General features: G+C 27.3%; 13 protein-coding genes. 2 read left to right on the top strand and 11 right to left on the bottom strand.

The features are described 5' to 3' along the window. Positions 1–5 precede the first annotated feature (5 nt). From AC4FQV_RS02105 to AC4FQV_RS02095, 3 genes are all read right to left on the bottom strand, one after another. Complete coding sequence (locus AC4FQV_RS02105) at positions 6–1,283, bottom strand: FAD-dependent oxidoreductase (protein WP_491139120.1); 1,278 nt, start codon at positions 1,281–1,283, stop codon at positions 6–8. Between the two features lie 34 nt (positions 1,284–1,317). Next, the gene (locus AC4FQV_RS02100) at positions 1,318–2,298 is read right to left on the bottom strand and encodes a sulfide/dihydroorotate dehydrogenase-like FAD/NAD-binding protein (protein WP_491164152.1); all 981 of its coding nucleotides are present in this window, start codon (positions 2,296–2,298) and stop codon (positions 1,318–1,320) included. Between the two features lie 134 nt (positions 2,299–2,432). Further along, a complete protein-coding gene (locus tag AC4FQV_RS02095; protein WP_491139122.1) occupies positions 2,433–3,305 on the bottom strand; it encodes a D-alanyl-D-alanine carboxypeptidase family protein in 873 nt (290 codons plus the stop codon). A 142-nt stretch (positions 3,306–3,447) separates the two neighbouring features. Here AC4FQV_RS02095 and AC4FQV_RS02090 point away from each other — a divergent pair, with 142 nt between their 5' ends. Together AC4FQV_RS02090 and ytfJ are read left to right on the top strand one after the other, a co-directional pair. Then, on the top strand, positions 3,448–4,020 hold the full coding sequence (locus AC4FQV_RS02090; protein ID WP_491139123.1) for a DUF2953 domain-containing protein: 573 nt from the start codon (positions 3,448–3,450) through the stop codon (positions 4,018–4,020). Between the two features lie 28 nt (positions 4,021–4,048). Further along, positions 4,049–4,465 carry a GerW family sporulation protein gene (gene ytfJ, locus AC4FQV_RS02085; RefSeq protein ID WP_491164974.1) on the top strand — a complete coding sequence of 139 codons (417 nt, stop codon included), beginning with the start codon at positions 4,049–4,051 and terminating at the stop codon, positions 4,463–4,465. Between the two features lie 214 nt (positions 4,466–4,679). On the opposite strand, the gene scpB is transcribed toward ytfJ, so the two are convergent. The 8 genes from scpB to spoIVB all read right to left on the bottom strand — a co-directional run bounded on the left by scpB (position 4,680) and on the right by spoIVB (position 12,857). After that, a complete protein-coding gene (gene scpB, locus AC4FQV_RS02080) occupies positions 4,680–5,249 on the bottom strand; it encodes an SMC-Scp complex subunit ScpB (RefSeq protein WP_491139124.1) in 570 nt (189 codons plus the stop codon). Continuing rightward, the gene (locus AC4FQV_RS02075) at positions 5,242–5,991 is read right to left on the bottom strand and encodes a segregation/condensation protein A (RefSeq protein ID WP_491139125.1); all 750 of its coding nucleotides are present in this window, start codon (positions 5,989–5,991) and stop codon (positions 5,242–5,244) included. Before AC4FQV_RS02075 ends, scpB begins: the two co-directional genes overlap by 8 nt. 119 nt (positions 5,992–6,110) lie before the next feature. Beyond that, positions 6,111–7,289, bottom strand: a complete 1,179-nt coding sequence (locus tag AC4FQV_RS02070; RefSeq protein WP_491164150.1) for a D-alanyl-D-alanine carboxypeptidase family protein — start codon at positions 7,287–7,289, stop codon at positions 6,111–6,113. 110 nt (positions 7,290–7,399) lie between these two features. Beyond that, the gene (locus AC4FQV_RS02065) at positions 7,400–8,701 is read right to left on the bottom strand and encodes a pyrimidine-nucleoside phosphorylase (protein ID WP_491164147.1); all 1,302 of its coding nucleotides are present in this window, start codon (positions 8,699–8,701) and stop codon (positions 7,400–7,402) included. A gap of 233 nt (positions 8,702–8,934) precedes the next feature. Next, positions 8,935–9,807, bottom strand: a complete 873-nt coding sequence (locus tag AC4FQV_RS02060) for a site-specific tyrosine recombinase (RefSeq protein WP_491139128.1) — start codon at positions 9,805–9,807, stop codon at positions 8,935–8,937. A 49-nt stretch (positions 9,808–9,856) separates the two neighbouring features. Continuing rightward, positions 9,857–10,477, bottom strand: a complete 621-nt coding sequence (gene spoIIM / locus AC4FQV_RS02055) for a stage II sporulation protein M (protein WP_491139129.1) — start codon at positions 10,475–10,477, stop codon at positions 9,857–9,859. Positions 10,478–10,689: 212 nt separating this feature from the next. Continuing rightward, a complete protein-coding gene (spo0A, locus tag AC4FQV_RS02050) occupies positions 10,690–11,520 on the bottom strand; it encodes a sporulation transcription factor Spo0A (protein ID WP_491139130.1) in 831 nt (276 codons plus the stop codon). A gap of 173 nt (positions 11,521–11,693) precedes the next feature. Then, on the bottom strand, positions 11,694–12,857 hold the full coding sequence (spoIVB, locus tag AC4FQV_RS02045; RefSeq protein ID WP_491164144.1) for a SpoIVB peptidase: 1,164 nt from the start codon (positions 12,855–12,857) through the stop codon (positions 11,694–11,696). Between the last annotated feature and the right edge of the window lie 163 nt (positions 12,858–13,020).

The raw sequence follows: 13,020 nt of genomic DNA, 5'->3' as shown, positions 1-13,020 counted from the left end.
AAATTTTAAATAAGTTTTTTACTGAAAATATTCTCTAAATTTAATTGAGATACTCTTTTTTTAATTTCTTCTTTATCTATTGTATAAAGTCCTAATTCTTTCATTCTATTAAAATAAACAGACCCTGCAAAAGTATATCTGTTTTTCTTTCCTTCTCTTGATTGTGATTCTTCATTAGCAAAAGCAATTATATCTCCTAATACTGTTGCTCTTGGTAAAATTAAATAAGGCATTCCTAGAACATGTCTTACAGAATTATATCCTGCTAATGTACCTGTAACTATAGCTTCTGTATGACCAACAAAAAGTCCTGATTTTTCACCTGCACAGAATAAATTACTAACTCCTTTAACCTTCATATTATCATCTCTTGGAGCTACTGATAGATATCTTATTGAATTTCCCTTTCCTCCTGCATAAGGGTCTACATATTTAGCATTTTCAAGTCCTTTTATCTTCCTAAGCTTTTCTAGAGGATAATAAGTTGTCATAAGTTTAGCATGACCTGTGTCTAGTAAAACTATATTTTCAGCAAATTCCTTTAAAGCATACTGTTGACAAACCTTTGCATTTAATTTTTCATAATTAACATCCTCTTTAGGAATTTTTAAAACTACACAGCCCTTTTCTTCAAGTTCATCTCGTATTTCCTTTGAAAGAGTTTCCTTTGCAAGTTTACAAGAACCACTAAAAGCTCCTAATTCATCTCCAACTCTTTCTCCCTGTATATCAAAAACACCACATCTAGCACTTATACTTATTCTTGGGCCAAAGGATGGACATCTTAAAATACACATTGAGCATCCATTTCCATATCTTAAACAGTTACCCATAGGTCCTGTAGAACCTGTTGTTTCAATAAATACATCCCCTTCATAATATTCTCCATCACTTGTATAAACTCCTAAAATTTTATCCTTATTCTGTTTTATATCAGTTATTCTTGAAATCATTTTACATTGAATACCCAAACTATCTACATATCTTTTAACTTCACCTTCAACTAAATTAACATCATAAAGCCAAGCATGTTCATGACCTGGAAATGGTATATCTTTATGTCTACTAACTTTATCTGTTATATTAATCAAATCTCCTCCACCCATAGCTATTAATTCTTCAGAAGCTGTATACCTTCCGTTATTTCTCATTATGCCTCCTACATTTCCAAGTCCTAAAAGAAGATCTGTCTTTTCAAAAAGAATTACTTCAGCTCCCATTTTTTTAGCTTCTATAGCTGCAGCAACTCCTGACCATCCACCACCTATAACAATAACCTTCATAAAAAAACTCCCTTCTATAAATTAATTTTACTAATTAAATAAATCTTCTATCTTCAAATATTTTTCTTGGGTCACTTTGAACTTTACAAAGTCTTTTAACTTTATGTCCTGCAAATCTAGCTGTACAACTTCCACAAACACCTTCTCCACAACACATTTTTGCATTATTACAACAAGAAACCATTGTAATGTTATCTTTTAATTCATCTAAAAACTCTATAAGCTTATAAGTTAAAATATCTGCTCCTGCACAATGAATTAAATCCCATTTATTTTCCTTAATAAACTTTTTAGCCTCTTCTGATATCTCGCCTTTATCTATTAAATTAACAGGTATATACTCAATATTGTACTCTTTCAAATATTCTTCTATATAAATATCCTTAAAAGGCGTATTATCTAAAAGCAAGGTAATATTATTCCCTTCTTTATGCAATTTCTTTAATACAGGCACAACTGGTGCAATTCCTATTCCTCTGCAAAGGACAAGAACCTCTTTGTTTCTAGTTTTTTCTATATTTTTAAGTCCAAAAACCCCATTAAAATAAGGTCCTCTTATAGTTATTTCGCCCTTAGCATGAGTATTTAAAAGTCTTTTAGTCTTTATTCCTCTAACCTCTATAAGTACTTTTATTATATTTTTATCAACATCTGACTCTAAGATAGATATAGGAACATCAAAAAATGGACTTTTATTAGTTCTAATAAATATAAATTTACCAACTCCAAGAAGGTCCATACAAAGTTTATGAGGTGCCTTAAATTCTATAAAAAGTAATCCTTCTTCAAGCTCTTTAGCCTCTATAACCTCACAATTAAAGGTTTTTCTTCCTTCCTTAGCAGAAAAGCCATTACTTGCAAATTCCTCATATATACAAACACCCTTCCAATTTATACAATCACAAAAACACTTTTCATGTAATTGAGAGCAAAGTATACACTCACCTTCCTCTGCTAAATGGCAAGGACAAAATTCAGTTCCTGCATCTATACAATCAATTATTTCATAATCCATAAAGAGCCTCCCCTTTTAATTCTTACTATTAAAATATCCTAAATTACTTAGATTTGTTACAAAAATCCTATCTTTATATAATAAAAATAAAAGGTTTCATGAAAATAAATTATATTTCCATGAAACCTTAAAACTTAAGAATAATTTTCTTTTACATAGTTATAAATTTTTTCTGTAGTCTCCCATCTAGTAGGACAATTTAAAACTACTATTATTATATTTCTTCCATTAAGCTCTACAGAACTTACTAAACATTTTCCTGCTTGCCCTGTATATCCTGTTTTTCCTCCATTAGCTTCCTTAAGTCTCCAAAGCATCTTATTTATATTACTATACCCTCTTGTAAAGTTATATTTTGAAGAAGCAACTTCCTTTGTTCCAGATATTTCTCTAAAAAAAGGATTTTCCATAGCCTTTGACATTAAAAGAGCTAAATCGTAAGCAGAAGAAAAATGCATCTGACTATCTAGTCCATGAGGAGATTGAAAATTAGAATCTTTAAGACCTAACATTTTAGCAAAATCATTCATTAATTTCGCAAAATTTTCAACACTTCCTCCAATATGTTCTGCAATAGCTATAGCAGCATCATTTCCAGACTTATACATAAGACCAAAAAGCAACTCTCTCATAGTTACTTTCTCACCTGCTCTAAAACCAACCTTAGACCCTCTAATACTAGCAGCTTCTTTAGATATTATAACCTCCTCTTCTAAGTTTGAATAATTTATAGCAACTAAAGCAGTTAATATTTTAGTTGTACTTGCCATAGGAACATTTTTAAAAGCATCCTTTTCATATAAAATCTTTTTATTTTTAGCATCATAGGCAATTGCAAAATGAGCTTCTGGAGTAATATCTTTACAAAGCTCTCCATTTCCATCTCTTATTTCCTTTTTATCTACTAAATTTTGATTTAAGTTATTATTACTTGCAAAAACAGTAAAATTAGAAAACATAGATATTATTATTAAAAAAAACATTAAAACTGAAATCTTTTTCCTCATAAAATATCTCTCCTTAAAATTAACTTTATATAAAATCCTCTCCTTTTATAATTCCAATTTATAAATTTAATAAACTAGTATATTTTTGGATAATTAAAGATATTATTGTCAATAATGTATAAAGGGTTAGGAGGTTTATAAAATGCTTAAATTTTTACTTTTGTTTTTATTATTAGTAATTTTAATAATCTTATTTATTCCAATTAATTTAAAAATAAAATTAGTTCTCTCTGAAGAAGATTTTAAGATTCACTTTTTTAAATTTGAAATACTCTCTTTAAATAAATTACTAGGCTCTCATAAAGAAAAAAAAGAAATATCAAAGAAGGATAATAACCATACTAAAATCAAAAAAATTTCTAAAAAGAAAAAAAGGCTTTTTAAAGCCCCTTCTAACAAAACTATACTTAAAATTATAAGCTTAGCAAGTAAAAGCAGATTTAAGCCTTCCTTAAAGCTTTTATTAGACCTTAATTTTTCTACAGAGGATGCTGCCTTAACTGCTATTTCTTATGGTGTTATTCACGAAATACTTGCAACTTTAAATATACTTTTAAACAAATTTTTTAAAATTAAAAACTTCTCAGGAAAAATCTCTCCTGAATTCAAAGATAAAAATTACTTATTTTTTCAAGCGCAAGGTATAATAACCATAAAATTTGCTCAAATTATATACATAGGATTTCTTTATTTATTAAACTTCAAGAAATTATAAATTTTATTTTACACTAGGAGGTTTTATTATTATGAATACAACTCACCCTATTGAAAATTTAATGGGTACAACAATGGAAAATTTAAGAAGCATGATAGATGTAAATACAGTAGTAGGAGATGCAATTGAAACTAAAGATGGAAGTTACATAATTCCTATATCAAAAGTCTCCTTTGGTTTCGCTTCTGGAGGCTCTGACTTGCCAAATTTAGAAAGAGAAAAAGAACATAATAACTTTGCCTTTGGAGGAGGTTCTGGTGCTGGTGTTACAGTAAAACCTGTTGCTTTTTTAGTTCTTAAAGGAGACTCAGTAAGACTTTTACCAGTTAATCAAACTAATACTTATGACAGAATAGTAGATAATATTCCTCAAATAATTGAAATACTTAAAGATATGGGAAATAAAAAATGTAATAAAGAAAAGGAAGACTCTTGCTGTCCGTAGGCTTAATATAGCTAATTAACTAATTTAATAGTTTCTTAAGAACTTATTCTATATTGTTTTTATTATTTTTATAAAAACAATATAGAAACAAATTAATAAAACTCCATAATAAAACAACCAAAACCTAATACTCTTTACCTAATTAAGAAACTTTTTAAAAGTTAAATTGCTATTTTAATAAAAAAGGTAGAAAATAAATATTTATTTTCTACCTTTATAATTCCTCTTTTTCTTCAAAAAGTTCTATTGAGGGAAGTTCTTCTAAATCATTTAATGCAAAATGTCTTAAAAATTCATCAGTAGTTCCATAAAGTATTGGTCTTCCGGGAACTTCTAATCTTCCAGTTTCCTCAATTAAATTCTTTTCAATTAATCTTTGAAGTGCACTTTCACTTTTAACTCCTCTTATTTCATCTATTTCAACTCTAGTAATAGGCTGTTTATAGCATATAATAGCTAAGCTTTCCAAGGATGCTTGTGATAATGATTGTCTAACGTTCTTTTTTAATAACTTCTGCACATACTCACTATTTTTAGTTTTAGTAACCAACTGATATGTTCCATTTAATCCTATTATTTTTATTCCCCTTGAAGAATCTTCATTATATACTTTCATAAGTTCTTTAATTAACTCTTCAGTATAATTAATATCTCTATCTACAATTTTACAAATCTCTCTTAAAGCTAAGGGTTCTCCACTTACAAATAATAATGATTCTATAATAGATTTAATTTCTTCCTTTTTAGATATTTCACTAAACTCTATTTGATTTATATCACTCATTTAATATCACCTGTTCCATCATAATTTCCCCAAAGTTTTCATATTGAGTAACTTTAACTTCATTCCCCTTTATAAGTTCTAACATAGCCATAAAGGTTACAATAACCTCTAATTTACACTGACATGTTGAAACAAAGTCTGAAAATCTAATAATACTTTTTTCCTTTAATTTATCTCTTAAAAACTTTATTTTATCTGTTATCTTATATTTATCTACACTTATTTTTCTTTCCATAACATTTAAGTTTTGTTTTTCACCATACATTCTCATAAGATTATTATAAAGCTTATATAAATCAACCATAGTAATATTTTTTAAATAATCCTCATCACTCAAATTTTCATCAACTTCTACAGTAATAATTTCTGCTTTTTTTGTAAAAACCTCTCCTACTGAAAGTTCTCTTGATTTTAAGTATTCGCTAATCTTTTTAAATTTTTTATATTCTTTAAGCTTTTCTAATAAATCATTTTTAAGGTCCTCTTCACTAGGTTCTTCCTCTGCCTTTACTTTAGGAAGAAGAGATTTAGATTTTATTTCTATTAAAGTAGCTGCCATAACTATAAACTCTGAAGTTATCTCTAAGTCAAGCTCTTTCATTAAAGATATATATTCTAAATACTGTTTTGTAATTTCATGAATCTTTATTTCACTTATATTCATCTCATTTTTCTTAATTAAATGTAAAAGCAAATCAAAAGGTCCATCAAAATTTTTAAGCTTTATAATTGGCATTTCCATGGTCTATTTCTCCTAATATTCAAAACTTCACATAATATCATAACAACTATAATAAAAAAAAACAACCAAAACAAATTTGTTTACTTTGGTTGCTTTTTTCTATATTTATATATTAAACTTTATTTTTCTTCTTTATTTTCCTCACCATTAAAGAAATTCTTAACCTTAAATTTAACACTATCTAAAACTCCACCCTTTTTCATATCTCTATCAGAATAAATAGAAACTTTTCCTAAAAGTTCTCCATTTAAATAGTATTCACATCTTCCTATAGTTTCAAACTCTTTTACTTTATTTTTTCCTTCATCTAAAACTATTTTCTTCTCTATCTTATCACTCATTCCTCTTGGGTAAACTAAGCTTAAATCTTCTTTAGCTTTACCAATCACAAATTTTTCTCCTGTTTTACTCATAGAAATCTTTTCAATTTCTTGGTCCTTTTTAGCTACTTCTTTGCTTTCAAATTTAGAAAATCCATAATTCATAAGCATACTAGCATCTCTATTTCTAACTTTATAAGTAGGTGCTCCCATAATTACAGATAACATTCTAACGCCATCTCTAGTTGCAGTAGCTGAAATACAATACTTTGCCTCATTAGTAAAACCTGTTTTTAAACCATCACACCCTTTAAAAAATCTAACTAATTTATTATGATTTACAAGTTCAATAGGAGTTTTTCTTCCCTCTGATACAGTTTCCATATAAGTTCCTGTATATTTTAATATAGTTGGATGTTTTAAAAGTTCCCTAGACATTATAGAAATATCATAAGCTGTTGATAAATGACCTTCAACAGGAAGTCCTGTGCAGTTTTTAAAAGTTGTATTATTCATACCAAGTTCTTTAGCTCTTTTATTCATCATTTCAACAAAAGCACTTTCACTTCCACCTAAATACTCAGCCATAGCAACTGCAGCATCATTTCCAGAAGCTATTCCTATACCTTTTATTATTTCCTCCACAGTTCTCACTTCACCTACATCTAAAAGCATAGTGCTTCCACCCATTTTTTTAGCTGTTTCACTTACTGTTATTTTGTCTGAAAGCTTTATTTCTCCATTATCTACTTTTTCCATAGCAAGTAACATTGTCATTATTTTAGTTACAGAGGCTGGAGCAAATTTTTCATTAGCATTTTTTTCATAAATTATTTTTCCTGTGCTAGCCTCCATAAGTATAGCTGACCTAGCTTCTACATCTATTGCTTCTTCAGCTTTTACGTTTATAGAAAAAATTAAGTTAAATAATGATATAAGTATTGCAAATATCCCTATTTGTTTTTTATATTTTTTCATAACATCTTCTCCTTTCTAACTTATTTTTTCCTAAAACATATAAATTATAAGCAAAAAGAAAAAGTTATCTTATACAAAAAGTATAAGATAACTTTTTACATAAATAAAATTTATTTAATTATGTCATAAATTAAAGGCAATTCTTTTACTGAATCTGATACTTCATAATTTTCTAGGATTCCTTCTATAGCTTTTTTACCCTTTTCTTCATCATCAGCATGAATATAAGCTATTATATCACCTTCATTAACTTTATCTCCTCTTTTCTTTTGAAGAACAATACCAACAGCTAAATCTATAACACTTTCTTTAGTTGCTCTTCCTGCTCCAAGTTCCATAGCAACTAATCCAATATTTTCTGCATGTATTTTACTTACAACGCCAGATTTAGTTGCCTTAACTGGAATTACGTATTTAGCATTATGGAAGTTTGCTGTATCATCAATAACTGAAGCATCTCCTCCTTGAGCCTTTACAAACTCTTTTAGCTTTTCAATAGCTTTTCCTGATTTTATAGTTTCCATTAACATTTCTCTTGCTTCATCAGTATTCTTAGCTGCTCCTGCTAAAACTACCATATTGCTTCCAAGAGTTAAGCATAATTCTAAAAGGTCATTAGGTCCATTACCTTTTAAAGTTTCTATAGCTTCTTTAACCTCTAAGGCATTTCCTACTGCAAATCCTAAAGGTTGATCCATATCAGAAATTATAGCCACAGTATTTCTTCCAACATGTTTTCCTATTTCAACCATTTCAGTTGCAAGTTCTCTAGCAGCCTCTGGTGTTTTCATAAAGGCTCCATCTCCAACTTTAACGTCTAAAACTATTGCATCAGCACCTGCTGCTATTTTTTTACTCATAATACTTGAAGCTATTAAAGATACATTATCAACAGTTCCTGTAACATCTCTTAAAGCATAAAGTTTTTTATCAGCTGGAGCTAAATCTCCAGTTTGTCCACCTACTGCTAATTTTATTTTGTTAACATTATTTATAAACTCTTCCTTAGTCATCTCTACTGAAAAACCATCAAAACTTTCTAACTTATCTATAGTACCCCCAGTATGACCAAGTCCTCTTCCTGACATTTTCGCTACAGGAATTCCTAAAGAAGCAACCATAGGTCCTAATACTAAAGTTGTAGTATCTCCAACTCCCCCTGTTGAATGCTTGTCTACCTTTATTCCTTTTATTTCACTTAAATCTAATATATCTCCTGAATTAACCATAGCCATAGTTAAATCTGATGTCTCTCTTTTATTCATTTTTTGAAAGTATATAGCCATAAGTAAAGCTGCTACTTGATAATCTGGTATTTCTCCTTTTGTGTATTTATCAACAAAGAAATCAATCTCTTCTTTGCTTAATTCTCCACCATTTCTCTTTTTTAAAATTAAATCATACATTCTCATAAGTTTTTTCCTCCATATCATCAAAATGTGATAACCTTTTCATGATTTTATTTTAACAAAGGCACTTATTATTTACAAGTATTTTTCCAATACACTTATTGCAATTTCTTAAAATTTTTTATATTTTATAAAGAAATTAGTAAAATATATTCCTTATTTATTTTTATTTATAACAAAAATAAAATTATATAAATTCTAAAAAGAAAAGACTTTAATAGTCTTTTCTTATATAACTATGCTCTTGGATGAGCCTTTTTATATATATTGTTAATTTTTTCATTATTAATAATATCATAATACATATCTATATATGTCATAACTTGATTTCCTAATAATTCTTGAACTACCTTAGCATTAGCTCCATTTTGTAATAAATGCACTGCAAAAGAATGTCTAAAAGTATTTAAATTTATATCTTTACCTATATTAGCAATAACAGCATATTCCTTTACAATTCTCCAAACTCCCTGTCTAGTTATAGGCTCACCACTCATATTTAAAAATAATTTGTCTGACCCCTTAGAATTCTCTTCTCTAACAACTATATATCTTTTTAAGGATTCTTTAGCTTCTTTTCCAATTGGAATAATTCTTTCATAGCCTCTGCTATCTTTACAATTTACATAGTATGAATCTAAATTTACATCTTCAACCTTTAAAGATATAAGTTCTGAAACTTTCATTCCTGTAGCATACATAAGTTCTAATAAGGCCTTATCCCTTATACCTTTTTCTGTTAAAACATTAGTTGAATTCATTATTTTATTTATTTCATCAACAGTTAAAACTAAAGGCTTTTTCTTTTCTACTCTCTCTCTTTTTATAGATAAATCAGGAACTCTTTTTAAATATTCCTCTGCCACTAAAAAGTTATAAAAATTTCTTAAAGATATTACTGTTCTTTGAATTGATGATTGAGACTTGCTACTCTCCTTTAGATATTGTACATAAGATATTAAAGGATAAGAATCCTCATTTACCTTAAGTCCCTTTTCTTCTACAAAATCTAAATACATAGAAACATCTGTAATGTATGCACTTACGGTATTCTTTCTCTTTCCTATTGATTCTAGATATACTTCGTATTTGCTTACTAAATCTTTCATATTAACTCCTAACCAAAATGTTATTACATAATTATTTATATTACAGAAATCATCTACTAATTACTAATCTTATTAAATTAGGTGATATATATGTTTCAATTAATATTCCACATATTATAATAAGACTTAAAACCCCTTGAAAATTTAAATATGTTTTATTTACATCTAATTTAATTCTATCTCTAGAATAACCACTTTTTAATTTTGTTACAGAATGTCTTATTGCAAAAACACTAATTAACATTATAGTAGGAATAAAAATTAAATTTTGAAATATCAATCCAGATAAAACTAATGCTATACCACTTCCTCCTAAAATGCTAACTATTAAAGAAAATGTAAAACCAATAACATATCCTTTAGCTAAATTTATCATAAGTATTATAGGAGTTCCTATAGATACATATCCTAACAATATTATTATTAAAACCATAGGTATTGTGCTTTTTATACTATTTATTAATATACTTAAATAAGATACTTCATTCTTCCCTAAAAAGTCTAAAAAGTTATTAAAATAATTTGTTATTTCAACCTTATTAAGATCACTCATATAATAAACTGTATAAGACCCTAAAACTATTCCTACTAATAAAAATAATAGTACCCATAAAAAAGTTATTTTATTTTCTCTTAGAGATTCTAAAATTCCATTTAAAAATCTTTTCATAATTAGCTCCCCCTTTACTTGTTTAATAAAGAATATGATTAACATAATAAAAAGATACTTAAAACTTTAAAATTTACAAAAAAAATAAGAACTAAAATTTATTATTTTAATTCTTATTAAAAAAATCCTGTAATGTAAAATATAAAATCATAAAAGTATAAATAAAAAAACACTCTTTTCCTAGAATAAAATCTAGTAAAGAGTGTTTTTTATTAACTTACCTTATTTTTAAGTCTTAATTTATCTGCAACCATAGCTATAAATTCACTATTAGTAGGTTTACCTTTGTCATTATGAATAGTATGTCCAAATATTTTATTTATAGCTTCTATTTGTCCTCTTCCCCAAGCTACCTCTATAGCATGTCTTATAGCTCTTTCAACTCTACTTGCAGTAGTATTATATTTCTTTGCTATTGAAGGATATAATTCTTTTGTTATAGCAGATAATAACTCCATATCATTTACAACCATAGTTATAGCTTCTCTTAAATACATATATCCTTTTATGTGAGCAGGAACACCAATTTCATGAATTATACTAGTTATTTCAACTTCTAAATCCATAGGTTCTTTGTTTTCCTCTGAAGAAGAACTTTCACTTTTTGTTCCTTCTACAACACTTATACTTGGCTTAGCTGTAGAATTTTCCTCTGATATTGTACTATTAAACATCTGTCTTATTCTTTCTGTAAATACATCCATATCAAAAGGTTTTACAACATAATAATCTGCTCCTAAAGTTATAGCTCTTTGAGTTATTTTATCTTGTCCTACCGCTGATAAAACTATCACTCTAGGATTCTTCTCAAGACCTAAGGAATTAATTCTTTCAAGAACTCCTAATCCATCTAAATGTGGCATGATTATATCTAATACAACTAAATCTGGTTGTTTTTCCTCTATAAGTTTTAAAGCCTCTAATCCATCTTTTGCAATTCCTGTAACAACAATATCTCTTTGACTTAATAAATAGTCATTTAAAATATTGCAAAATTCTTTGTTATCATCAGCAATTAATACAGATATTTTTGATTCCTTCATGCTTTTCTCTCCTTAACAAACTTTATATATCCATTTTTTTACAATTATTTTTACTTAACTATATTCGACAAATCTTAAAAATTTCCTTCTAAAAAAAATAAATACTAGAAAATTCATTTAATTTTCTAGTATTTATTATAACACATATTTACATTAATCACACTTATTTTATATTATATAATTTTTGCATCTTTTAACATCCATTCTATATATATTCCATATCCTAAGTCTGGTTTATTCACTAAAACATGTGTTACAGCTCCAACTATTTTATCCTTTTGTATTATAGGACTTCCACTCATTCCTTGAACAATTCCACCTGTTTTCTTTAATAAGGTTTCATCTGTTATTTTAATTACCATACTTTTTGTACTTACACTATCTTGCTTTGTAAGCTTTACTATTTCAATATCATAAAACTTTGGCCCTTCATTATCTATAGTTGTTATTATTTTTGCAGGACCTACTTCTATATCTTCCTTCCAGCCAACTTTATATTTTTTATTTATATTATTTTTTAAGTTATCAAAATTTATATTACCAAATATTCCACATTCAGTATTTATATTAACATCACCTAAAGCTTTCTTATCACTAGAAAATATACCTCTTAATTCTCCAGGACTTCCTTTTTCCCCCTTCTTAATGCTTATTATAGAAGAATTTAAAAGTTCTCCATTTTTTATTTGAAATATTTTTTCTGTCTCACTATCTGTTATAGGATGACCTATTGCACCATATTTCCCACTTTCTTCATGATAAAATGTTAAGGTTCCAATTCCTGCTGTGGAATCTCTAACCCACAATCCTATTTTATAATCACCCTTTTTATTTTTAAGTAAATTAATTTTTTTGTTTATTATATTTCCATTTCGCTCTAAAAGAATATCTATACTTTCTAATTCATTTTCATTTATCCTTTTTGATAAATCCTTTGAACTTTTAATTTTTTTTCCATTTATACTTATAAGTCTATCACCAATTTCTATTCCTCCACTTTTCGCAGGACTTTCCATATCACCCTTTTTAGTGTTTATCTCTGAATAACCAACAGCTAAAACACCCTCTGTAAAAACTCTAACACCTACAGGATTTCCACCTAAGGATAGTTCTATATCTTTTTTGTCTTGCTTGCTATTTACAAGGGCTATACCATATCTATTTTTAAATCTTTCATCTTTACTACTCTTTGAATTTAAAGAATAGAAAGTATCACTACTTGCAAAAGTATTATTACTTTTAAAATAATCCCTTACAAATATCACAGAGGATAAAAGCAATATTAAAGCCATCATTATTATTGATATACTCTTTATTCTTTTGTTTATATTTTTCATTAAATATCTCCTCCTTTTCTATTCTTAATTTGCCCCTTTCAAAAAATAATATCCTGTATTAACTTTGTTATTCTAGCCAAATCAATTTAAAATATACTAAAATTCTCATATTAGTTTTAAAATAAAAAAAAATAGAACTGTTTAACAGTTCTATTTTGCATAA

This window comes from Clostridium sp. TJA038, assembly GCF_058310255.1.
Note: the sequence above shows the minus strand (reverse complement) of the source record. Positions and strands in the feature narration are given on the sequence as shown.

Coding starts and splice junctions, on each gene's coding strand:
- AC4FQV_RS02105 (WP_491139120.1), bottom strand. CDS start 1,283: ATGAAGGTTATTGTTATAGGTGGTGGATGGTCAGGAGTTGCTGCAGCT.
- AC4FQV_RS02100 (WP_491164152.1), bottom strand. CDS start 2,298: ATGGATTATGAAATAATTGATTGTATAGATGCAGGAACTGAATTTTGT.
- AC4FQV_RS02095 (WP_491139122.1), bottom strand. CDS start 3,305: ATGAGGAAAAAGATTTCAGTTTTAATGTTTTTTTTAATAATAATATCT.
- AC4FQV_RS02090 (WP_491139123.1), top strand. CDS start 3,448: ATGCTTAAATTTTTACTTTTGTTTTTATTATTAGTAATTTTAATAATC.
- scpB (WP_491139124.1), bottom strand. CDS start 5,249: ATGAGTGATATAAATCAAATAGAGTTTAGTGAAATATCTAAAAAGGAA.
- AC4FQV_RS02075 (WP_491139125.1), bottom strand. CDS start 5,991: ATGGAAATGCCAATTATAAAGCTTAAAAATTTTGATGGACCTTTTGAT.
- AC4FQV_RS02070 (WP_491164150.1), bottom strand. CDS start 7,289: ATGAAAAAATATAAAAAACAAATAGGGATATTTGCAATACTTATATCA.
- AC4FQV_RS02065 (WP_491164147.1), bottom strand. CDS start 8,701: ATGAGAATGTATGATTTAATTTTAAAAAAGAGAAATGGTGGAGAATTA.
- AC4FQV_RS02060 (WP_491139128.1), bottom strand. CDS start 9,807: ATGAAAGATTTAGTAAGCAAATACGAAGTATATCTAGAATCAATAGGA.
- spoIIM (WP_491139129.1), bottom strand. CDS start 10,477: ATGAAAAGATTTTTAAATGGAATTTTAGAATCTCTAAGAGAAAATAAA.
- spo0A (WP_491139130.1), bottom strand. CDS start 11,520: ATGAAGGAATCAAAAATATCTGTATTAATTGCTGATGATAACAAAGAA.
- spoIVB (WP_491164144.1), bottom strand. CDS start 12,857: ATGAAAAATATAAACAAAAGAATAAAGAGTATATCAATAATAATGATG.